Source organism: Priestia sp. YIM B13489 (genome assembly GCF_042787645.1).
Taxonomy (GTDB): Bacteria; Bacillota; Bacilli; order Bacillales; family Bacillaceae_H; genus Priestia; species Priestia megaterium.
Map to the genome: position 1 here is coordinate 2,264,238 of NZ_JBHZOQ010000053.1, position 23,777 is coordinate 2,288,014.

General features: G+C 38.7%; 19 protein-coding genes. 3 read left to right on the forward strand and 16 right to left on the reverse strand.

Annotation, left to right across the window (positions count from 1 at the left end; genetic code table 11):
- Window positions 1–14: 14 nt before the first annotated feature.
- Complete coding sequence (gene uvrA, locus ACFX4W_RS17405) at window positions 15–2,891, reverse strand: excinuclease ABC subunit UvrA (protein ID WP_043977369.1); 2,877 nt, start codon at window positions 2,889–2,891, stop codon at window positions 15–17.
- Between the two features lie 6 nt (window positions 2,892–2,897).
- Window positions 2,898–4,877 carry an excinuclease ABC subunit UvrB gene (gene uvrB / locus ACFX4W_RS17410; RefSeq protein WP_377559844.1) on the reverse strand — a complete coding sequence of 660 codons (1,980 nt, stop codon included), beginning with the start codon at window positions 4,875–4,877 and terminating at the stop codon, window positions 2,898–2,900.
- A gap of 335 nt (window positions 4,878–5,212) precedes the next feature.
- Between uvrB and ACFX4W_RS17415 the strand changes: the two genes are divergently transcribed.
- Window positions 5,213–6,874, forward strand: a complete 1,662-nt coding sequence (locus ACFX4W_RS17415) for a sigma-54 interaction domain-containing protein (RefSeq protein ID WP_043977375.1) — start codon at window positions 5,213–5,215, stop codon at window positions 6,872–6,874.
- Window positions 6,875–6,938: 64 nt separating this feature from the next.
- On the opposite strand, the gene ACFX4W_RS17420 is transcribed toward ACFX4W_RS17415, so the two are convergent.
- From ACFX4W_RS17420 to ftsE, 7 genes are all read right to left on the reverse strand, one after another.
- Window positions 6,939–7,853, reverse strand: a complete 915-nt coding sequence (locus ACFX4W_RS17420; protein ID WP_043977377.1) for a proline dehydrogenase family protein — start codon at window positions 7,851–7,853, stop codon at window positions 6,939–6,941.
- A 315-nt stretch (window positions 7,854–8,168) separates the two neighbouring features.
- The gene (locus ACFX4W_RS17425; protein ID WP_013059736.1) at window positions 8,169–8,393 is read right to left on the reverse strand and encodes a DUF2198 family protein; all 225 of its coding nucleotides are present in this window, start codon (window positions 8,391–8,393) and stop codon (window positions 8,169–8,171) included.
- 26 nt (window positions 8,394–8,419) lie between these two features.
- Entirely contained in the window at window positions 8,420–9,610 is a 1,191-nt protein-coding gene (locus ACFX4W_RS17430) for a PDZ domain-containing protein (RefSeq protein WP_025752562.1), read from the reverse strand.
- A gap of 163 nt (window positions 9,611–9,773) precedes the next feature.
- Entirely contained in the window at window positions 9,774–11,213 is a 1,440-nt protein-coding gene (locus tag ACFX4W_RS17435; RefSeq protein WP_013059738.1) for a S41 family peptidase, read from the reverse strand.
- Between the two features lie 173 nt (window positions 11,214–11,386).
- Window positions 11,387–12,595, reverse strand: coding sequence for a murein hydrolase activator EnvC family protein (locus ACFX4W_RS17440; RefSeq protein WP_280560568.1), 1,209 nt, complete (start codon window positions 12,593–12,595; stop codon window positions 11,387–11,389).
- A gap of 160 nt (window positions 12,596–12,755) precedes the next feature.
- Window positions 12,756–13,646: a permease-like cell division protein FtsX gene (ftsX, locus tag ACFX4W_RS17445; RefSeq protein ID WP_043977384.1), complete on the reverse strand. Its 891-nt coding sequence runs from the start codon at window positions 13,644–13,646 to the stop codon at window positions 12,756–12,758.
- Complete coding sequence (ftsE, locus tag ACFX4W_RS17450) at window positions 13,636–14,322, reverse strand: cell division ATP-binding protein FtsE (protein ID WP_014457812.1); 687 nt, start codon at window positions 14,320–14,322, stop codon at window positions 13,636–13,638. The genes ftsX and ftsE overlap by 11 nt, the downstream gene beginning before the upstream one ends.
- Window positions 14,323–14,661: 339 nt before the next feature.
- Between ftsE and ACFX4W_RS17455 the strand changes: the two genes are divergently transcribed.
- Window positions 14,662–15,198 (forward strand): flavodoxin family protein, encoded by a 537-nt coding sequence (locus tag ACFX4W_RS17455; RefSeq protein ID WP_043977389.1) that lies wholly within the window; start codon window positions 14,662–14,664, stop codon window positions 15,196–15,198.
- A gap of 25 nt (window positions 15,199–15,223) precedes the next feature.
- On the opposite strand, the gene cccB is transcribed toward ACFX4W_RS17455, so the two are convergent.
- The 6 genes from cccB to secA form a co-directional block, all read right to left on the reverse strand.
- Window positions 15,224–15,538, reverse strand: coding sequence for a cytochrome c551 (gene cccB / locus ACFX4W_RS17460; RefSeq protein ID WP_043977392.1), 315 nt, complete (start codon window positions 15,536–15,538; stop codon window positions 15,224–15,226).
- Between the two features lie 124 nt (window positions 15,539–15,662).
- Window positions 15,663–16,379 (reverse strand): twin-arginine translocase subunit TatC, encoded by a 717-nt coding sequence (tatC, locus tag ACFX4W_RS17465; RefSeq protein ID WP_043977394.1) that lies wholly within the window; start codon window positions 16,377–16,379, stop codon window positions 15,663–15,665.
- 59 nt (window positions 16,380–16,438) lie between these two features.
- Window positions 16,439–16,657, reverse strand: a complete 219-nt coding sequence (locus ACFX4W_RS17470) for a twin-arginine translocase TatA/TatE family subunit (RefSeq protein WP_016765885.1) — start codon at window positions 16,655–16,657, stop codon at window positions 16,439–16,441.
- A gap of 26 nt (window positions 16,658–16,683) precedes the next feature.
- On the reverse strand, window positions 16,684–18,417 hold the full coding sequence (locus ACFX4W_RS17475; protein ID WP_372587279.1) for an alkaline phosphatase D family protein: 1,734 nt from the start codon (window positions 18,415–18,417) through the stop codon (window positions 16,684–16,686).
- 304 nt (window positions 18,418–18,721) lie between these two features.
- A protein-coding gene (prfB, locus tag ACFX4W_RS17480) for a peptide chain release factor 2 (RefSeq protein ID WP_114324550.1) occupies window positions 18,722–19,820 on the reverse strand; the annotation gives its coding sequence in 2 pieces (ribosomal slippage) (window positions 18,722–19,756 and window positions 19,758–19,820; 1,098 coding nt in all).
- A gap of 99 nt (window positions 19,821–19,919) precedes the next feature.
- On the reverse strand, window positions 19,920–22,436 hold the full coding sequence (gene secA, locus ACFX4W_RS17485; protein ID WP_016765888.1) for a preprotein translocase subunit SecA: 2,517 nt from the start codon (window positions 22,434–22,436) through the stop codon (window positions 19,920–19,922).
- A 226-nt stretch (window positions 22,437–22,662) separates the two neighbouring features.
- Here secA and ACFX4W_RS17490 point away from each other — a divergent pair, with 226 nt between their 5' ends.
- The gene (locus ACFX4W_RS17490) at window positions 22,663–23,067 is read left to right on the forward strand and encodes a GNAT family N-acetyltransferase (protein ID WP_043977398.1); all 405 of its coding nucleotides are present in this window, start codon (window positions 22,663–22,665) and stop codon (window positions 23,065–23,067) included.
- 71 nt (window positions 23,068–23,138) lie between these two features.
- Here ACFX4W_RS17490 and hpf read toward each other — a convergent pair whose 3' ends face one another.
- On the reverse strand, window positions 23,139–23,690 hold the full coding sequence (gene hpf, locus ACFX4W_RS17495) for a ribosome hibernation-promoting factor, HPF/YfiA family (RefSeq protein WP_013059750.1): 552 nt from the start codon (window positions 23,688–23,690) through the stop codon (window positions 23,139–23,141).
- Between the last annotated feature and the right edge of the window lie 87 nt (window positions 23,691–23,777).

Consider the following 23,777-nt stretch of genomic DNA (forward strand, 5'->3'; position numbering starts at 1 on the left):
AATGCTGGTGTCTTTTAACGAGTTAATGCCTCTGCTTTTTCAACTTTTTTCTCCATACGCTTGCGGTCACGTTCTAAAATTGGCTTCAAATAATGACCCGTATAGGATTCTTTTACTTTTGCCACTTCTTCTGGCGTACCCGTAGCCACAATTTGTCCGCCTTTATCTCCACCTTCAGGCCCTAAATCAAGCAGGTAATCAGCTGCTTTGATGACGTCTAAATTATGTTCGATCACTAAAACCGTATCTCCATTTTCAACTAAACGCTGGAGCACTTTTAATAATCGTGCAATATCATCGACATGAAGACCGGTAGTCGGTTCGTCTAAAATGTACAGCGTTCTTCCTGTTGAGCGGCGGTGAAGCTCTGAAGCTAATTTTACACGCTGTGCCTCTCCACCGGATAAAGTAGTAGCCGGCTGTCCAAGGGTGATATAGCCAAGTCCTACATCGTAAATTGTCTGCAGCTTCCGCTTAATCTTTGGAATGTTTTCAAAGAAGTGAAGCGCGTCTTCAACGGTCATATCCAACACATCTGAAATGTTTTGATCTTTGTATTTCACTTCTAAAGTTTCACGGTTATATCGTTTGCCGTGGCAGACTTCACAAGGGACGTATACATCTGGCAAGAAATGCATTTCAATCTTGATAATACCGTCTCCTCGACAAGCTTCACAGCGGCCGCCTTTCACGTTAAAGCTAAAACGGCCTTTTTTATATCCGCGCACTTTTGCTTCGTTTGTTTGGGCAAATACATCTCGGATGTCATCGAATACACCTGTATAAGTTGCAGGGTTCGAACGAGGCGTACGGCCTATGGGAGACTGATCAATATCGATGACTTTATCTAAGTGTTCAATGCCTTTGATTTCTTTATGTTCTCCTGCTTTGCTTTTTGCTTTATGCAGCTTTTGCGCCAATGATTTATGAAGGATATCATTTACCAGCGTACTCTTACCTGATCCAGATACACCTGTAACAGCCGTGAACATACCTAACGGAAGCTTTGCTTTTACATTTTTTAAATTATTTTCTTTTGCTCCTATAATTTCAATCATCCGATCTTTATCTATTGACCGTCTTTCCGCTGGAAGAGGAATAAACTTCTCTCCTGATAGATATTGACCCGTTAAAGAGTTTTCATCCTTCATCACTTCCTGAGGCGCACCTTGAGAAACAACAGCACCTCCGTGTACGCCGGCTCCTGGTCCGATATCAATTAAATAATCAGCTGCCATCATCGTATCTTCGTCATGTTCTACAACAATCAACGTATTTCCAATATCGCGCATATCTTGCATCGTGCGAATTAAGCGATCATTGTCACGCTGATGAAGACCGATAGAAGGTTCATCTAAAATATAAAGAACCCCCGTTAAACGAGAACCAATTTGAGTAGCTAAACGGATCCGCTGTGCTTCTCCTCCCGAGAGAGTTCCAGCAGAGCGGTTTAATGTTAGGTAATCAAGCCCCACGTTAATGAGAAAGCTTAGACGCTCACGAATTTCACGCAGTATCATATCCGCAATCTTCATGTCTTTTTCAGATAGGCTGAGACTTTCAAAAAAATCATATGCTTCTTTTACTGAGAAGCGGGTTGTATCTCCTATATGCTTTTCGTCAATAAGCACCGCTAAGCTTTCGCGTTTCAAGCGATTTCCTTTACATTTTGGACAAGCTTGCTGAGCCATGTACTTTTCCATTTGCTCACGGATATAATCTGAACTTGTTTCATGATAACGGCGCTCTACATTCCGAAGCACGCCTTCAAATTCGATATGATTTTCTCTTACTTGGCCAAAATCATTTTCATAGCGAAAGTAAATTTTTTCTTTACCGCTGCCATATAACACTTTATCAAATAAATGTTCCGGGATATCTCGCACAGGCACGTCCATATCGATGCCGTAATGTGTACATACGGCTTCAAGCAGCTGCGGATAATATTGAGAACTTGTTGGCTCCCAAGGTGCAATTGCGTGCTGGCGAAGCGTTAAGTCATAGTTAGGAATAACTAAATCTTTGTCCACTTCCAATTTCGTTCCTAACCCGTCACACGTTGGACACGCCCCGTACGGACTATTAAATGAAAACATGCGGGGCTCAAGTTCTCCAATGGAGAAACCACATTTTGGACAAGCATGATGCTCACTAAAAAGCAGTTCTTCTTCACCTATCACATCAATAATTACTTTCCCTTCTCCGAGGCGAAGAGCTGATTCCAAAGAGTCCGACAAACGAGCGGCTACACCTTCTTTTACAACAACGCGATCAATTACTACTTCAATGGAGTGCTTTTTGTTTTTTTCCAGTTCAATTTCTTCTGTTATTTCACGCATTTCTCCGTCTACTCGAATGCGAACGTACCCTTCCTTTTTAATATCTTCTAACACTTTTACGTGGGTACCTTTTCGGCCAGATACCACAGGTGCCAGTACTTGAAGCTTTGTACGTTCAGGGTACTCTAAAATTCTATCTACCATTTGCTCAATCGTTTGAGATGTAATTTCAATTCCATGATTAGGACAAATCGGCTTTCCTACACGAGCAAACAAAAGGCGCAAATAGTCATAGATTTCGGTCACAGTTCCGACGGTTGAACGAGGGTTTCGGCTCGTTGTTTTTTGATCGATTGAAATAGCAGGCGACAATCCTTCGATTGAATCTACATCGGGCTTATCCATTTGACCTAAAAACTGTCTTGCATATGCCGAAAGCGACTCGACATAACGTCTTTGTCCTTCTGCATAGATTGTATCGAAAGCTAAAGAAGATTTACCAGAACCTGATAACCCTGTTAATACTACTAATTTGTCTCGCGGGATTTCAATATCGATATTTTTCAAATTGTGGGCTCGTGCACCTTTTACCACGATTTTTTCCATCGCCATGTTTTATCACCCTTCCGCTTTTAATTCTAGAATCAAGTCACGAAGCTCAACTGCGCGTTCAAAGTTAAGCGCTTTGGCTGCTTCTTTCATTTCTTGTTCCATTTCTTCTACGAGCTTTGCTTTTTCTTTTTTGTTGAGCTTATCAAATGCCGGTGCTTCTTCATACGTTTCTGTATCTTCTGCTACTACTGTTGCACGAATTGAGCCTCGAACTTCTTTTTGAATCGTTGTCGGTGTAATACCATGCTCTTCATTGTAAGCTTCTTGAATACTTCTACGACGCTTGGTCTCATTGATAGCAATGTTCATGGAGTTTGTGATGCGATCTGCATACATAATGACATGTCCATTAGCATTTCGTGCAGCACGTCCGATGGTTTGAATAAGCGATCGTTCTGAACGCAAGAATCCTTCTTTATCCGCGTCTAATATGGTTACTAACGAAACTTCCGGAATATCTAAACCTTCACGAAGTAAGTTAATTCCTACAAGCACATCGTACTTTCCAAGCCGCAGCTCTCGGATAATTTCAATACGCTCGAGCGTCTTCACTTCAGAGTGAAGATATTGAACTTTAATGCCGATTTCTTTTAAGTAGTTCGTTAAATCCTCGGACATTTTCTTTGTTAACGTCGTAACGAGTACTCGTTCATTTCGCTTAATGCGGTCGTGAATTTCTCCAATTAAATCATCAATCTGCCCTTCAATTGGTCGAACTTCAATATTTGGATCCAATAATCCCGTTGGACGGATAATTTGTTCAATCACATCAGGTGCCTTCTCAAGTTCATAAGGACCTGGTGTTGCGGAAACATGAACAATTTGGTTAATATGCTGTTCAAATTCATCAAATTTAAGCGGGCGGTTATCTAATGCGGAAGGCAAGCGGAAACCATGGTCCACTAACACTTGTTTACGCGCTTGGTCCCCATTGTACATTCCTCTAACTTGAGGAATCGTAACGTGTGATTCATCCACAACAAGAAGGAAATCTTCAGGGAAGAAGTCCAGCAGTGTATAAGGTGTAGAACCAGCGGGACGAAGCGTTAAATGACGAGAGTAGTTCTCGATTCCCGAACAAAAGCCCATTTCTCTCATCATTTCTAGGTCGTAGCGCGTGCGCTGCTCCAAGCGCTGCGCTTCTAAAAGCTTGCCTGCTTCTTTTAGCTTCTCTAGCTGTTCTTCTAGTTCTTTTTCAATATTTTGAATGGCAACACGCATTTTTTCTTCTCTCGTGACAAAGTGAGATGCCGGGAAGATAGCTACATGTTCACGATCACCAATGATTTCTCCTGTTAGAGCGTCAACTTCTCGGATGCGGTCAATTTCATCGCCGAAAAACTCGACGCGAATACAGTGTTCATCTCGAGACACAGGGAAAATCTCCACAACATCACCGCGAACGCGAAACGTTCCACGCTTAAAGTCAATATCATTTCTTTCGTACTGTACATCTACTAGCGTACGAAGCAGCTGATTACGCTCTTTTTCCATTCCTACTCGAAGAGATACGACCATTTCTTTGTATTCTTCCGGAGACCCTAAGCCATAAATACAGGATACGCTGGCAATAATAATGACATCTTTTCGTTCAAAAAGAGAAGAAGTTGCCGAGTGACGAAGTTTATCAATTTCATCATTAATGCTTGCATCTTTTTCAATAAATGTATCTGTTTGAGGTACATAGGCTTCAGGCTGATAGTAATCGTAGTAACTGACAAAGTATTCGACTGCATTATTAGGAAAAAACTCTTTAAACTCACTGTACAATTGACCAGCAAGCGTTTTGTTATGAGCCATAATTAGTGTCGGCTTATTTATTTCCTTAATAACATTAGACATGGTGAAAGTTTTTCCCGTTCCTGTAGCACCTAACAAAACTTGATGCTGCTTACCTTCTTTAATTCCTTTCACGATCTTTTCAATTGCCTTTGGCTGATCACCCTGCGGTTGATATGGGGATACTAATTCAAACTGATCTTTCAAATGAAGGCCTCCGTTTCTATTTTCTTGTTTTATCTATTTTTATTACGATATGTAAAAACCGAAAACGCGAACTGATATTCGTATTTTATCACTTTATAATCATAAATGAAACTAATGAGTATTAATCTTATATAGTGTTTGTTTGTTTTTATTTTTTACCCTGTTACTTTATTACCCACTAAATTCTTATACTACCCTTTTCGAAGGGAATACAACTCTTTAGATGAAAGCAATAAAAGAAAGTAAGCTTCGTTATTGTTTGAAAAAGATAGGCTTTTGCGCCAATTTCTAAATTATGATACAGTATAAAAAATATGTACTGAGAGGGGTTTAGTATGGCAAGCGTTGATCAAGTTCTTATAAATAACTCCTTTATAACAGTTGAAGAATCAACTTCTTTAGCTAAAGTGACATCTGAACTTTCAAACTATGACTTCGTCGTAGTCACAGCAAGTACCTTTTATGTAATACAAAAAGATGAACGATACCTGTTAACAGGTCATGACGAGGCATCGTCCATAAAAAAAGTAATAGCGGATACAAATTGGCCTTCATCTTCTACTTCTACGTTAGCCAATTTACAAGCCAACACAAACTGGAACAGACCAGTCCTCATTCAAGCAGAAAACCAAGAAACCACAATAGGACTTGTAACACCTTCGCAGTGGATTACACATTTGCATAGCCAAAATGAGATATTAGCTTCCTATTTTGATACATTGGCAGAAACCATTAATGATGCAGTGACAGCGGTCGATAATGAAGGAAATGTAATCTTGTGGAATACTGCTGCGGAACATACGTATAAGATTCAGAGAGATGATATTATTGGTAGAAAAATCGGAGAGCATTTCAAAGATGAATCCATCATTCTACATACGATTCTAAATGAAGGGCGCCCTGTACGCGGAACGTATCATCGTCCTAATGAACAAACTCACGTGCTCATCAATGCATCTCCTATTATAAGAAACAATCGAGTCATAGGTGGAGTCGCAACTGAACATGACATTACCAATATTGTAAGATTAAATGAAGAAATTGATGTGTCTCTTCTCATTCCAAAAGATAATCCATTTTCTTCTTTCGCGGGTATCAGTCCTGAAATTAAGCAAGCCGTTGACATTGCCAAAAAAGTGGCATCTACAGATATGCCTATTTTATTAACAGGAGAACCTGGTTCTGGGAAAGAAATGCTGGCTCAGGCCATCCACTACGGTGGAGCCAAACATAAAGAACCTTTTTTATCTTTAAATTGCGCCACTATTCCATCGGGACTCCTGGAAATTGAGCTCTTTGGTCATCAAAAAGATGTCTTTTCAGAAGATCCAACAACCATTGCGGGAAAACTGGAGCAGGCTCACAACGGGACGTTATTTATTGAAGAAATTGATAAAATGCCTCTTGAAATTCAAGTTAAGTTTCTGCGTTACTTGGAAGAACGATCCTTTTATCACGTTGGAGGCACGGAAGAAATTCAAGTTCAAACCCGAATTGTAGCCTCTACCACGACGCCTTTGGAAGAGTTGCTAAAAGCCGGTGAATTCCATGAAAATCTTTACTATTTGCTGACCGTCATTAACATTATAATTCCGCCGCTTCGAGACCATAAAGAAGACATCGAAGCATTGACACAGCAATTTGTACAGGAATTCAGCAAGAAGTATAAAAAGAAGGCTCCTTTCATTAGCTCTGAAGTTCTCGAAGCCTTTATGCAATACGATTGGCCAGGCAATATTCGCGAGCTGAGAAATACGATTGAACGAATGATTTTTCTAAGTGATCAGTCGTTGATTACCCTTACGCACCTTCCTGACAATCTGAAGGATGCAAGTTCTTTCACAGAAGTTCAAAAAGAAGAAGATTCTCTTCAAGAAGCTAGGCTAATAGAAGAGACTCTTCAAAAAACCTATGGAAACAAAAGTGCAGCAGCAGATTTGCTTGGCATTTCACGCGGCACCCTTTACAACAAAATCAAAGAATACGGACTAAACTAATCAAAAAATTCGACACGAAGCTCAGGGTACTTGTGTCGAATTTTTTATGTTTCTTTGACTGAACTTATTTGGAGAAATTTTTTAATACGAACCATACATTGGCGGGGCGTTCGGCTAGGCGTCTCATGAAATAACCAAACCAATCAATTCCGTAAGGAACATACACCCTTACTTTATATCCTTCTTTTACTAGACGGTCCTGCAGCTCTACGCAAATTCCATAAAGCATTTGGAACTCAAATTGGTCATTTGAAATACCATTTTCTCTTACTAATCGTTTTGTGTACTGAATCATTTCTTCATCATGACTTGCTACAGCTGTATAGTGACCATTTAATAAATGCATTTTAATGATTTTTTTATAGTTTTCATCTACGTCTTTCTTTTCTGGAAATGATACTTCTGGTGATTCTTTATAAGCTCCTTTTACTAGACGTAAATTAGCTTGATATTGATGTAAGTCATTCATATCTTGTTCTGTACGATGAAGATACGCTTGAATCACAATTCCAACATTATCAAATTCTTTGCGTAATTCTTTATACATATCAAGGGAGATTTGGCAGTGCAAGTAGTCTTCCATATCAATTCGAACAAAAATATTATTCATTCTGGCCGTGTGTAGAATTCTGCGCATATTTTCCATACAAAGCTCTTTGCTAATATCCAATCCTAAAGAAGTCATCTTTAATGATAAATTTGATTGAACGCCCGATTCTGCAATGGCTTCTAGTGTCTGAATGCACATGGCAGTAGACAACCTGGCTTCCTCTTCTGTAAAAACAAATTCTCCTAAATGATCAAGTGTAACAACTTTTCCACTATTGTTAAGCTCCTTAGATGTGTGAATTGCTGATTCGGTTGAGTCTCCAGCAACAAAACGAGCTGCTCCCATCCTCAATCCATACTTTTTAGCTAATTTGTTTATTGAATGATTTTTGCCAAGCGACTGAAACATCGTTCTCATTAATACTTCCATCAATCCTAAACCTCCTTTTATTTTTTAAAATCAAAAATAAACTAAATTTTCAGATTAATATTTTTATTTTTCTATACCCTTCTCACATTTCTGTACACTTATTTAAATAAATTTATACATAAGTGTTTAAAATATTTTAAATATAAACATATTTGTCTAATTGATTTGATTATACTCGCTCATTAAATGAACCGAAACAATATTGTTATAAGTTCTAACTCACTTTTTTACACACAAAAGCTCTCCACGTTGTGCAGAGAGCTTTTGTGTACAGTTTAATAATAAGCGATTAACTTATCATCAAACCAACAATCTTTATTTTCCAGCTGCTAGCATGCTTTTTGCATATATAAAACCGATGGCTGCTGAAAGTAAATCTATTAAAATAATAAGCGGATAATCTGCGTACCCTTTATATACAGAAACAGCTATCAACAAAAGCGTCAGCGCTGTGGCAACATATAAGTTATATGTTACTCTAGCAAACAGAACAAGCAATATGGCGGGTAGAAAAACTGCGGCAATCGTTTTGACTTCCACAAACATTTCTCCTTTTTATCCGTCTTTTAACCAGCTTGTGAATCACGTTTTGTATAATTGTGTACAAACAAAATACCTAGTTCATGATGTTCGTTGTCATACAATGCTCGCTGAGTAAAGCGAACTTCTCCATTTTCGTCAATAACTTCCAGCTTACAAAAAGCACGGTTATTAACTTGTAATGCTTCATAAAATTTATGGACTTCAGATACAGCGATTCCATTTACCTTAATAATCACTTCTCCTACTTTCAAACCCATTTTCTCTGCCGGAGAATGAGGGATGATTCCTAATACAACCAAACCTTGTGTACGCTTAGTAAACAGTGCGGGCGCTTTTTCATCGCTTCGACGCTGCTGCAAACGAATCCACTCTCTTCCTATGATCGCTAGAATAACAACAGCTACAGCGGCAAGAGGATAAAAAATAGCAGCAATCGTAATGATCGTTAATCCTACGCCTAATGCTAATACACGCTTACCAGTAAATTCAATAGATTTAAACGGCACCATACTTTGAATTCGCTGATAAAAACCGATAGCAAAAGGAACAAAAAACAGGCTAAATGATGTTCCGTCAATAGATAACACAGGCCACCATGGAAACACAGACGTAATGGCGCTGCCTGGAATTAAGACAAAAAGCGGGACAACCCATAATTTTTGAGAGTAATGAGCTCCAATTTCCTGCCCTCTTTTACTTTTCACAATGGCTGGAGACGTACCTTTTGCTCCAAATTTCCAAATTAAATATCCTTCTGCTAATACAAGCAGAGACATTAAAATAGTCAGAGAAGGTAAATCTGCGTTATGAGCTTGCACAGACCACGTTTGAATAAATCCTTCACCGAAACCAGATGCCGGAATAAGCAAGGTTGCAAGCACAGCCAGTCCTACGGTGTAAGAAGGAGAAAGCCATTTAAACGTCCAAGGGCCGCTTATGATAAAAGTTAAAACAGCTACAAGTACAATCATTCCTATAGATACATAGACACCTAGCAACACGGTAACAACGGATAAAATCAACCCAATAATGATACCTGGAAAAAATAAATATTTTGCTTCTAAAATAAAATCAAACACGCGAACATGAAAATTCTGACGCTCTCTCTTGACGCGAGAAAGACCTACAAAAAACGAGACGAGCAGAAATAGATAAGTTAGCGGATGTAAAAACAAACGCCCGATACCTTTTAAGAGCTCTAATGCAAAATCCATTTTTTCACCACCTGTAATTTTTCACATTTTTATTACAACATTTACGATTGATTGTTATGTATCATAGGCTTCTTTATTTTATCAAAATGCATCACTAACCGACAATGTTGTTTTTACTAAAAAAGTTCCGTGCTTTGGAAAAGCACGGAACTTTTTCTACTTCTTATTGACTAGCTAGCTTTAAAGCCGTTTGAAGCTGACGATCTTCATCTTTTGATTTAATTTTTTCTAGAAGTTTTGTTTGTAAAAGCGCTGCTGTATCTTCATCGATTTCACCTGTAGCTTTTTGCTTATTGGCTTTTTGGAATGCAGTTACAGCTGTTTCTGTCTCTTTACTAAAATATCCGTCTGTACGTCCAGGTTCAAAGCCAAGGCCTTTTAGCATCACTTGAGCATTCTTCACTTGGTCACCTGTCATATCACGTGTTAATGGCTTTTTATCAACTTGAATTGGATTTGCATAATAATAATCCGGCTGCTTGACTTCTACTGTTGGTTTTATACCTTTTTCGTTAATCCAGTTTCCATCAGGCGTTAGCCATTTATAGAACGTTAATTTTAAATTACTGCCGTCTTCCATTGGAACAGCTTGTTGAACGGTTCCTTTTCCATAGGATTTTTCACCGACTAGCTTGTATCCTCCTGCTTCTTTTAATGCCCCGGCAAGAATTTCAGAAGCGGATGCACTTCCTCCATCAATCAAGGCCACAATTGGATAATCCTTTTGCTTTTTCATTGAAGAAACCACTTTTTGACGTTCACCGTTACGATCTTCAATTTGGATATATGGCTTTTTATTCGTTACTAATTTATCAAGCATTTTTTCAACGCTCGTTAAATAGCCACCAGGATTTCCCCGAACGTCTAGAACTAAGCCATCGATATTTTTATTTTCAAGTTTTTTCAACTGTTTCGTAAATTCGTCTCCCGTTGATTCAGAGAATGATGTAATTTCCATGTAGCCAATTTTTTTATTGTTTACATTTTTAACAGAAGAATAGACGGTTTCAATTGGAATCTCATCTCTTACAACTTTTACTTTCATCGTTTCTTTCACGCCCGGTCGTTGAACATCTAATGTCACGGTAGAGCCTTTTTTACCGCGAATTTTTAATACTGCTTCATTCAATTCCAGACCCGCGATACTTTTACCATCGATCTTTAAAATCTGATCATTTGGTTTTAATCCTGCTTTTTCCGCAGGAGATTGTTTAAACGGAGCTACGATTGTTACTTTTCCATCTACCATGCTTACTTCAGCGCCAATTCCCTCAAACGATGAATCAAGAGACTGCGTGAATTGCTGTGCCGTTTTCTTATCCATGTAAGATGAGTGAGGGTCTCCTAAGGTTTGTACCATTCCTTGGATTGCGCCATCTAATAATTTTTTGTCATCTACATCTTTGTAATATTTTGAAGAGATCAGTTCATAAGCTTGCTTGATTTTGTCTAGCTCTTCCTTTTCCACTTTACTATCATTTGAAGAAGTTGTAAGGGGGGTACTGACCGTTCCAGCATTTGCATACTGAATGCCAAAATATGTACCTGCTGCTCCAACAACTAAGGAGAGTGCCATTAATAGTGCAACGATTTTCCGATTCAAGTTCTTTCATCCTCCTCAACCTTAAGCCATCTCTTCTTATTATAATAGATACAACCAAAACTATGTAATAAAAAGGATGCATGTGTTATTTGTAGCAAAAGGCACCACACAAATCAAGTGCGATGCCTTTTTGTTAAACTATATGTTGAGCTTGTACCACGTATGCTAGGAACTTAAAATTTAATATAACTTTCAGGGTTTACAGCGGAACTTTTACCTTTCCAATCGCCTTTATGCAATTCAAAATGCAGGTGAGCACCAAACGAACGTCCTGTGTTCCCTATATAACCTAATTGTTGACCTTTATTGATAGATTGACCGCTTGAGACGCTGTAGCTCTCTAAATGAGCATAAACTGTAACCCACGTCTGACCTTCTACATTGTGACGAATAAATACGGCATTACCAAAAGAAGAAGAATGATATGCTCTAATTACCTTTCCGCTTGCCGCGGCTACAACTGGCACACTTTCTCCTCGCTTTCCAATATCAATACCGTAGTGTCCTCTTCCAAACGTTTCTCGATACCCAAAATGAGATGTTACCGGGCCCTTTGCCGGCCTCATAAACGACCCGCTTGTAACAGGGGGTGCCTCCTCTGTTGCCCCGGCTTTTTCAATTTCTTGCTGTTGAGCTTGTGCTGCATTTTTTTGATCAGCTAAAATAGAAGCTTGCTCTTCTAATCCAACGGCTTCTTCATTAAATTCTTTTTCCTGATCTTTGAGCGTTTGCATGAGCTGATTCTTTTCATCCACTTGTTTTTGCAGCTGCGCACGAAGATTTTTAAGTTCTTCAAGCGCTTGACTTACTTCCGTTAGCTTGTTTTGAACTTTTGTTTCTTTCTCTTCTTTTGCCTTTTTATCGGCTTCATGCTGCATTAACAAATCACGGTCAGCCCCTACAATTGTCGAAACCGCACTCACTCTGCTAATAAAGTCTCCGAAGCTTTCAGAGCCTAGCAGTACATCTATGTAATCCACAGACCCGCCATTTTCTTGTAAAGCACGAGCACGTTTTTTTAATAGCTCATTTCGTTTTTCAATTCTTTTTTTTACAACGTCAATCTCGCTTTTCAGCTTCTCGATGTCTTGCTTTGCTTTTTCTACTTCAGATTCATGGCTGCGGATATCTGCATTCGTTTGTCCGACTTCTGAATCCAAGCGCGCGATCTCAGCTTCTTCGTTTTTTTGCTTTTCTTGAACCTCTTTTAATTTCTCTTTATTTTGATTAATATTTTGGTTCACATCATCACTTTTTTTCTCTAAATCACTGAGTTTAGTAGTGCTGGCACTTTGTGCATAAGCAATTTTTTCATCACCTATCCAAACCGCACTTAGTCCAACTAAAACTGCTGCTGTCATTACTAATGTCTTACGTGTCATTTGTTTCTCCCCATCTGCACATATTTCCCCGTATAAACGGGCATTAGCAAGACCCCCATTAGCACTTTTTTCTATTTTTATGTGTAATTACACAACAACCTCACATTTGATAAACATCAAATGTGAGGTTGTTGTAATCTATTATGTTAAAAATCTATTCTTATTTTCGCAAGAACTTACGGATGGATAATGTACTTCCCCACATCCCAATTAGACCGCCGATCACTAGTAATAATAGCGACACTTGAAGCACGAATGGAAAGGCAGGTAAAAGTTCAAAGAATCCATCAAACTTAGGTTGAACTTCATTATATAAAACGCTGTACACACCGATAATAACTGCAATTGGCACAATAGAACCAAGCACTCCTAAAAACAGACCTTCAATAAAGAACGGCCAGCGAATAAAGGAGTTCGTGGCTCCAACTAAGCGCATAATTTCAATCTCTTCACGGCGAGCTACAATCGTAATTTTAATTGTATTTGAAATTAGGAACATTGCTGTAAATAGAAGCCCTAAAATCAGCACTACTCCGATATTACGAGCTACTTTCAGCACTTTAAATAACTTTTCAACTTGATCTTGTCCGTATTGAACTTTTGCTGCATACGGATATTTCTCAATTTGTTTAGCTACTTTTGCGACATCAGTCGGCTCTTTTGTTTTAACAACAAATACATCATTTAATGGGTTTTGCTGTTCAAACGGTTCAAAAGCTTGTCCTTCATCACCCATACTATTAATTAAATCTTTTAACTCTTTATCTTTAGAAGAAAACGTCACCGTATCAACTTGCTTAATTGCATCTAGCTTTTCTTTCATTGCTTTTCGATCCTCTGCTGTAGCTGCAGCATCAACGTGAACGCGAATTTCCACATCATTTTCAATCAATTTGGCAATGTGGTTTAAATTCATCATCAACATAAAAAATACGCCTACAAGCAAGAGCGTCACGGTAACAGCACTTGCAGATGCGAATGTCATCCAGCCGTTTCTTCCTAAACTTTTAGATCCTTCACGTAAGTGGCGACCGAATGTCCTAGCCTTCATATCCGTATTCACCTCTTACTTCATCGCGCACAACATTTCCATTTTCAATCGCAATTACGCGCTTTCGAATTGTATTTACAATTTCACGGTTATGCGTTGCCATTAAAATAGTCGTACCGCGTTTATTAATCTCCTCAAAGATATCCATAATTTCCCACGAAGTCTCCGGATCAAGATTCCCTGTCGGTTCGTCGGCGATGACAACCTTAGGACTATTCACAATTGAACGCGCAATAGACACACGCTGCTGCTCTCCTCCAGATAGTTCATCAGGGAAAGAATCCATTTTACCCTTTAACTTAACAAGCTCTAGCACCTCTAGCACTCGCTTTTTAATTTCTTCGGGACTTTGCTCAATTACTTCTAGTGCAAAAGCAATGTTTTCATAGACCGTTAATTTTGGAAGCAGCTTAAAATCTTGAAAGACTACACCAATATGACGTCTAAAGATAGGAACTTTGCTATCTTTTATTTTTGCTACATTTGCACCGTTTACAATGATATTTCCTGAAGAAGGCTTTTCTTCACGATACATCATTTTAATAAAAGTGGATTTTCCTGCTCCACTTGGTCCTACGATATAAGCAAACTCACCTTGATTAATCTTGATGCTAATGCCATTGATTGCTTTTACACCGTTCGGATACGTTTTATATACATTTTGCATTTCAATCATAAGTAATCACCTAATCAAGTGTGTTATTTTAATACTATGTAAAACTTGTCAAAATACGACAAAACTCTACAATTCAAACCAAAAATTCGACTCTTCTCACGCGCTTTCTCATTATAACATCACTCTTCGTGAAAATAAGCCCCAAAAATATTACATTTTTATTTCAAATATGACATAAGTAGGATATTTTTAGCAAGGTATGAGAATTTATCCTTATTTTTAATTCTGTTGTTTTTTGCTGTGCATTTTTTTACGAATATCGTTAGACAAAGCACATTCATGTCTACTTTTTTCACAAACAAGGTATGATAAATAAGAAAAACGATGAGGAGAGATAACATGATCACCATTTATGGAAGTTCACGAGAAAACGGAAATACGGAGGAATTAGCTAAAGTAGTGTTAAAAGATATCAATACGGAAGAAGTTTACTTGCGCCGGCATACCATTAACCCTATTACTGATATGCGTCACGATGAACTTGGATTTACCAACCAACAAGATGATTATTATGATATAGCGAAAAAGATGGCAGCGCACGACACTATTTTATTTGTTACGCCTCTTTACTGGTACGGTATGAGCGGATTAATGAAGAACTTTATGGATCGTTGGTCTGAAAGTCTTAGAGATTCGACAATCAACTTTAAAGAACAAATGAAAAATAAGCGCGTGTATGTATTAGTAGTGGGGGGCACAGGTGCATCTATAAAAGCTCTTCCTCTTATTATGCAATTTCAATACATTGTCGATTTTATTGGCTCTTCCTTTAGCGGATACATCATTGGAGAAGCAAATGCACCTGGAGACATAACAAAAGATGTCAAAGCTCAAAAGCAAGCCATTGTCTTAAATCAAGAATTAAAGCAGCTTTAACACAAAAATAAGACGGATACCCGTCTTATTTTTTCTTTGCCAGCCAAGCAGCAACTTTTTTTGCATCTTCTTCATTGATTAGTCCTTTTGGCATACCGCCTTGACCATTGTTAATAATGTTTTGAATTTCAGCTTCTGAGTGCTTGCTGCCTACATGCTGCAAGCTTGGCCCATTCGCTCCTCCTAAATCTACTCCGTGACAGCCTGTACAGTTTTTCTTCACAATGTCTTCTGCACTCGCTGAAGATTCACCAGCAGATTCATTTTTAGAGCTTCCTCCGCCGCACGCAGACAAAACAAGCGCTAGACCGATTGTTAACGTCAGTAATACTTTTTTCAAGCCTTCTCCCCCTTGCTGTAGAGTTTTCACTCTATTATAACCTACTCCAGAATGTTTAAAACACTCTGTTTACAAGGACTTTGTTTCAATTTCATGAATTCTCTCATCACACTTATGTATACGATTAAGCAATTGATTCGTTTCCTAAACGTTTTTTGTATACTACGCGTGAAATTGTCACACTGAGCTCATATAAAAGCAGAAGCGGAACAATGACTACAATATCCGAAATAAAATCAGGAGGAGTAATAAGTACGGATATCACAATTAAAGCAAAATATGATAGCTTCCTTGCTCTAGCTAACCTTAATGGATTTAGAACCCCTAGGCGCGTTAAGAATAGAACAACTAAAGGCATTTCAAATAAAAACCCAAACGGTAAACAAAGATTAAGCATAAAACGAAAATAATGCTCAGCCGTAAACATCAGTGAAAACTGATCATTCGACAAGCCCGTTAAAAATGCTAAAACCATTGGAAATAAAATAAAATAACCAAACCCCAGCCCGCTTACAAACAAAAGAAAAAAGAATGGAATGAAGGTAATCAGAACCTTATATTCTTCCTTTTTTAAACCAGGTGAAACAAACCGAAATACTTGATAAGCAGCTACTGGAAGTGTAAAAGCAAGCGCAAAAACAAATGCAATCATCATATAAATCCATACGATTTCACTTGGTCCAAGTACCGCAAGCTTGCCGTCCAAATCTTTTACTAGCCACTGATAAATATCTTGCACAAATACAAAACTGACAATAAGTAAAACTACAAATGCACAAAGTGTTTTAATAATACGAACACGCAATTCTTCAAGGTGCTCCATCAGGCTCATTTCTCCCATTGTCTTTCTCTCCTTTCTCACAAGTAGAAATAGACGAGTTTCCTCGTCTATTTCCTTACTTACGATGTGGATTCATTCCCTTTTTGTTCAGAAACGGTTGCGGTCTGCTTTTCTTTAACACTTTCATCATCTGATACGAGCCCTTTTGCTGCTCCTTTAAATTCAGTTAATGTTCGTCCAAACGCTCGTCCAACTTCCGGCAGCTTAGACGGTCCAAAAATTATTAACGCAATGACTAAAATAATAACCAAACCAGGGATTCCAATATTAGAAAACATACTTGACCTCCTTTTTCTTACTTAGTTTACTGCTGAACTTTTTCTTTCTTTTTCAACTCTTGTTTTTCATGTGCTTTCCCGTGTGCCCGCATACGATCTTCCTCTACTTCCTTAGAAATCTTTAGTCCACGCGGCACGTTATTTACTTCAACTTCCGTCATACCTTTTCCATCTTTTTTATATTGAAAGGAAGCTCGAGTTGAAATTTCTGCACCAGGCTCTGTTACAAAAGGCACAACGCGATAATCGGCTTGCCATATATCAGGAGTTACCGTACACCTTACATATCCTCTATAATCATTAAAAAATGTGAGGTGTGGATTTTGACTTAAAATTTTATCCGTGTCTGCTCGTTTATCTGCTCCGTTCCCTCCGGAAGTGATGGAGGTGCCGATGAACTCTGCACCAATAATTCTTGAATTAAGGTTAGCAAAATCCGCGTATAAGTTAGAAGCCCAGTTAGCGTGTACATCTCCAGTTAGTACAATGACGTTGTCCAACTTTTTCTTTTCAATAAAATCAATGACGCGCTGACGATTCGCCGTATACCCATCCCATGCATCCATGCTGTATGTAGGCTTAGCAGCCGTTCCAAATTTTCTTGGCGCAAAGAAAATTTGTTGAGCCAGTACGTTCCAATGACACGCTGACTTTTCAAGATTAGTAAACAGCCATTTTTCTTGTTCATTCCCCAATAGCGTACGTTTGGGATCAAGAGATTCTGGCGTTTGCGGCTTTGTTCCGTCTCCGTTCGCTTGATCGTCTCTGTATTGACGCGTATCCAACACTTGAAAAGAAGCTAGTTTCCCATATGAAAAGTCACGATATAATCTCATATCCGCTCCGTGAGGCAAGGATGTTTGACGCAAAGGCATGTGTTCGTAATAAGCTTGATAAGCTGCCGCACGGCGTTGAATAAATGCTTCTACTGATTGTCCTTTTTCAGGAATTACATTTGCATAATTGTTTTCTACTTCATGGTCATCCCACGTCACAATCCATGGAAAAACAGCGTGAGCAGACTTCAAATTGGCATCTGACCTGTACTGAGCATGCCTGTTTCGATAATCTTGCAGCGTTTGAATTTCTGCGCTGCTGTGAGTACGAACGTTTCCGCTTGCAGCCACGTACTCGTTTGGTCCATATTCATAGATGTAATCGCCCAAATGAACGACAAAATCTAATTGTTCTTTAACCATATGCTCATAGGCTGTAAAGTACCCATGTTCATATTGCTGACACGAAGCAAATGCAAACGTCATACTGGCTACTTCTGCATTTGCTGAAGGAAGTGTTTTTGTTTTTCCAACCGGGCTTAACTCATGGCCGCTTTTAAATCGATAATAATAAATATGACTCGGCTTCAATCCTTTTACATCAACGTGAACCGAATGAGCAAGTTCAGGTCTAGCCACTTCTGTTCCTCGTTTGACAATTCGATGAAAGTCTTCATCTTCACTAAGCTCCCATTTTACCGGAATAGGTTGATTAGGCATTCCCCCGCCATTCAACGGGTCTGGTGCTAATCTTGTCCAAAGAACAATGCTATCTGCTAAAGGGTCTCCTGATGCGACGCCTAGAGTGAACGGATAACTTGAAAATTTAGGCGCTGCAGCTGAAACTTCTACTGCATTTAAACCAACAGACTGAGCAATTGTTAAGCCAAGTGATACTCCCGCTACTTTTCCAGCTCCTTGTAAAAAACGCCGTCTATCAAACCCTTTACTCGAAGAAAAGCTATTTTGTTTCACTTGCTCTATTAATTCGTTTAACGATTTATTTTCCACTGCACATGCCCCTTCCTCATGATTTAACTCAAATTATAAATACTGTTTGTAAAAGGAATATAAAGGATTGTAAAGAAGCACTTACTGCAAAACAGGTATTTTTAACCATTTTATTTCATTGACAAAATAAGTGAACTGACGACAGCAACCTTTAAATTTCTGCATTTTCTTAATTTTCTTTTTAACAATAGTTCTTTACGCTCGTTTTTCTTCATCCAAATTTTACAAAGTCCAACAACTAAAAAAAGGCAGCATACCTAAGTATGCTGCCTTTTGATTAAATATGAGAACGTAAATACGCATCGATAAATGGATCTAGATCTCCATCCATTACGCTTTGCGTGTTTCCGACTTCCGTATTTGTACGGTGATCTTTTACTAATGAATACGGATGGAATACGTACGAACGAATTTGACTTCCCCACCCAATATCTTTTTGTTCTCCGCGAATTTCAGCTAGCTGTTCTTGCTGCTTTTCAATTTCTAATTGATACAGCTTAGATTTTAACATCTTCATTGCTTGCTCACGGTTTTTAATTTGTGAACGTTCCGTCTGACAAGATACGACTACATTAGTTGGGAGGTGAGTAATACGAACAGCTGAATCTGTTGTATTGATATGCTGACCTCCCGCACCGCTTGCACGATACGTATCAACCTTCAAATCTTCCGTACGAATATCAATTGAAATTTCATCATTAAATTCCGGCATTATGTCGCACGATACGAATGATGTATGACGACGGCCTGATGAATCAAACGGAGAAATACGAACGAGACGATGAACGCCTTTTTCAGCTTTTAAATACCCATACGCATTATGACCTTTAATTAAAAGCGTTACACTTTTAATACCAGCTTCATCTCCAGGTAAGTAATCAAGCGTTTCTACTTTGAAACCTTTTTTCTCCGCCCAGCGCGTATACATACGTAGTAACATTGAACCCCAATCCTGTGATTCTGTTCCACCAGCACCTGGGTGCAGTTCCAAAATGGCATTATTTTTATCATACGGCTCGCTTAAAAGCAGCTGTAATTCAAAGTCATTCATGCCTGATATAAGCTCTTTTAATTCACTAACTAGTTCTTCTGCTAAATCTTCATCGTATTCTTCTTTTACAAGTTCATGAGACACTTGTAAATTTTCATATGTTTCATCCAAGTGGTTAAATTGATTTACTGCATCTTTCAAACCATTGGCTTCATTAATAACAGTCTGAGCTGCCTGCTGGTCATTCCAAAAATTTGGATCAGCCATAGTCTCATCTAATTCATCGATACGAGCTTGTTTTGTATCGAGGTCAAAGAGACCCCCTAAAGTCCGCTAATCGCTTAGCTGTTTTGTCAAGTTCTTGCTTAATTTCTACTAAATCCATGAGTTGAACACCTCTATTTTATTTTTGACGCACAGGAAGGAAATGAGAAGACTCATTTCCTTCCTGTACTAATTCATTCTATACTAATTGACTCTTACTTTATGATTCTTTACCGCAGCAGTTTTTATACTTTTTGCCACTTCCGCAGATACAAGGATCATTTCGGCCAACTTCTATTGCATTTACTTTTGGCTTCTTCTTAGCCGGCGCGTCTCCTTCTTTTGGATGAACAGCCGCCTGACCTTGCGCTACCTCTTGACGCTCAAGGTTGTTGTTAATTTCTGCTTTCATGATATACTTCGTCACTTCTTCTTCAATGCTTGCAATCATATTTTCAAACATCGCAAAACCTTCCATTTGGTATTCGCGAAGAGGATCTGTTTGGCCGTACGCACGAAGGTGGATACCTTGGCGAAGCTGATCCATCGTATCGATATGATCCATCCATTTAGAATCAACTGCTCTAAGAACAACAACTTTTTCAAATTCACGCATTTGTTCTTCAGGGAGCTGCTCTTCTTTTTCATTATAACGAGCTTTTGCATGATCTACCAGCAGTTCTACCATTTCTTCAGGCTCTTTACGACGAAGATCTTCTTCTGTGACTTCACCTTCCTCAAGAACATTAGCATTTACGTAATCAATAATCGCTTGTAAATTCCATTCTTCTTCTAATTCTTCACGCGGTGTGTTTACTTCAACCACACGCTGTAGAGTTGATTCAATCATACGTTCTACAATCGCACGCAGGTTGTCTGAATCAAGTACTTCAAAGCGCTGTTTGTAAATAACTTCACGCTGTTGACGAAGCACGTCATCATATTGAAGCAATTGTTTACGCGCATCGAAGTTATTACCTTCAACGCGTTTTTGAGCGGATTCAACAGCTCTTGTTACAATTTTACTTTGAATTGGCTGTGAGTCATCCATACCAAGGCGATCCATCATTGCCATCATATTATCTGAACCAAATCGGCGCATTAATTCATCTTCCATGGATAGATAGAATTGAGATACCCCTGGATCCCCTTGACGTCCAGCACGTCCGCGAAGCTGATTATCAATACGGCGTGATTCATGACGCTCTGTACCAATTACAGCAAGGCCTCCAGCTTCAACGACACCTTCACCTAGTTTGATATCCGTACCACGACCGGCCATATTTGTTGCGATTGTTACCGCACCTTTGTGACCCGCATTTTCGATAATATCCGCTTCACGCTCATGCTGTTTTGCATTTAAAACGTGATGGGGAATGCCTTTTTTCTTTAATAAAGCTGATAAAATTTCAGATGTTTCAATCGCAACTGTACCAACAAGAACAGGCTGTCCTTTTGCGTGGCGCTCGGCAATATCTTCTACTACCGCATTAAACTTGCCTTCCATTGACTTATAAATTAAATCTGCTTTATCATCACGTGAAATTGGCTTGTTTGTCGGAATAACAACAACGTGCATATTGTAAATATTACGGAATTCTTCTTCTTCCGTTTTAGCTGTACCCGTCATACCTGATAATTTTTCATACATACGGAAGTAGTTTTGGAATGTGATCGTAGCTAACGTCATGCTTTCATTTTGAATCTCAACATTCTCTTTAGCTTCGATAGCTTGATGCAAGCCGTCGCTAAAACGTCTTCCTTTCATTAAACGACCAGTAAATTGGTCAACGATTACGACCTGATCTTCATCAATTACGTAATCCACATCATTTTGCATCGTTACATGTGCTTTAAGCGCTTGGTTGATGTGATGGTTTAGCGCTACGTGTGAAATATCAAATAAGTTTTCAATGCCAAATGCGCGCTCTGCTTTTGACATACCTTCTTCGGTTAGCTGAACGCTTTTTGTTTTGATATCAAAAGTAAAATCGGTTTCTTTATCAAGCGTGCGAACGAATGCATTAGCTTGAATATAAAGAGCAGTCGATTTCTGCGCGCTGCCGGATATAATAAGCGGCGTACGTGCTTCATCAATTAAGATAGAGTCAACTTCATCGATTACGGCAAAATGAAGCGGACGTTGAACCATTTGTTCTTTGTAAAGCACCATGTTATCACGTAAATAGTCAAATCCGAGTTCATTATTTGTACTATACGTAATATCCGCTGCATATGCTTCTTGCTTTTCTTCACGCGTTAAATGGTTTAAATTTAAACCTACTTTCAAGCCTAGGAATTCATATAAACGACCCATTTCACTAGCATCACGGCTCGCTAAGTATTCATTGACTGTTACTACATGTACACCTTTTCCTGTAATGGCGTTTAAGTATACAGGCATAGTAGCTGTCAACGTTTTACCTTCACCCGTTTTCATTTCCGAGATATTCCCTTCATGCAGAGAAATACCCCCCATTAGCTGAACTTTGTACGGATACATGCCTAACACACGTTTCGCTGCTTCACGTACAACCGCAAAAGCTTCATCTAATAGGTTATCGAGCGATTCGCCATTTTGGTAGCGTTGTTGAAATTCAGCCGTTTTTTCACGAAGCTGATCGTCTGTTAAAGACGCTATTTCAGGACCTAACGCATCAATTTGGTCCGCCATTTTTTCTAAACGGCCGATTTGGCGCTGATTGCCGTCAAACACTTTTTTAAATAATCCAAGCATATTAAAACGCTCCTCTATTTATAATCAGTACATTTTATACTATTTTCATTCATATCTGTATCTTTCATTATAAAACATTCTGAGTAAAATTGTAACATTGCAGCTAAACAAGTAGCAACTTGTACCCTTTTTCGTCTGTCTCTTTACTAGTACTACTCTATTAACAAGTTATTTTCTATTGTGATTTCCCCTGCCTCACTCTTACAATAAAAAAGGGGAATGTAGAATGAATGTTCAATCGATTACAAAAGAACAAGCTTGGGAAGTCCGACATACCGTCATGTGGCCTGATAAAGATTTCAGTTATATTCAGCTGAAAGATGATCCATTGGGCATTCACTATGGACTGTTTGAAGAAGGAGAGTTAAAATCAGTTGTTTCCTTATTTATAACAGGTAATGAAGCTCAATTTCGAAAATTTGCTACTCTCAAAGAAGAACAAGGAAAAGGATATGGCAGTCGTCTACTAGAGGAGGTTTTTCTCAAAGCTAAGAACCTTGGGGTACGAAAGATCTGGTGTAACGCACGAGAAAATAAAGTCTCTTTTTATCAGGCATTCAACATGAAAGAAACCACGCGTGTATTCACCAAATCTTCTACGCGCTATGTAGTGATGGAACTATTTTTTTAAGCAGCTAAAAAGCAGCGTGCGGAGGCACGCTGCTTTTACTTTACTGCTCTTGTTTAAGAGAGCCTATAATCTTAGTTTGGTTCAATCAATCCATATCGTCCATCTTTTCTTCGATATACAACGTTTGTAATGTTGGTCTCAGCGTTTGTAAACACAAAGAAACTATGTCCTAACATATTCATTTGCAAAATAGCCTCTTCACTATCCATTGGCTTTAAGTTAAATCGTTTTGTACGAACTAGCTCTAATTCATCTTCTTCAGTTGCAACTGCTACGTTCGCTTCACTTTCTAATGCTGCGAACAGATACTTCTCAGCGCCTTTTTCACGCATTTTTCGATTTACTTTTGTTTTATGTTTACGAATTTGACGCTCTAATTTATCTAGGACAAGATCGACAGCTGCGTATAAATCACTGTGTGTCTCTTCAGCTCTCAATACGAGATCATTCATTGGGATTGTGACTTCTATTTTTTGATCGTTATTGTAGACTTTTAAGTTTACATTTACGTCAGCAGTTGGTGTTTCGTCGAAATAACGCTCTAACTTACCAAGCTTTTTCTCTACGTATTCCCTAATTGCTGGAGTCACCTCAATGTTTTCACCGCGAATGTTATACATCATGTTCGAACTCCTCCTTTAATCCATTGCTATACCTCTACAATTCTACAATACCCGACACAATCCCTTCCTAAACTATTAAAATTTTTT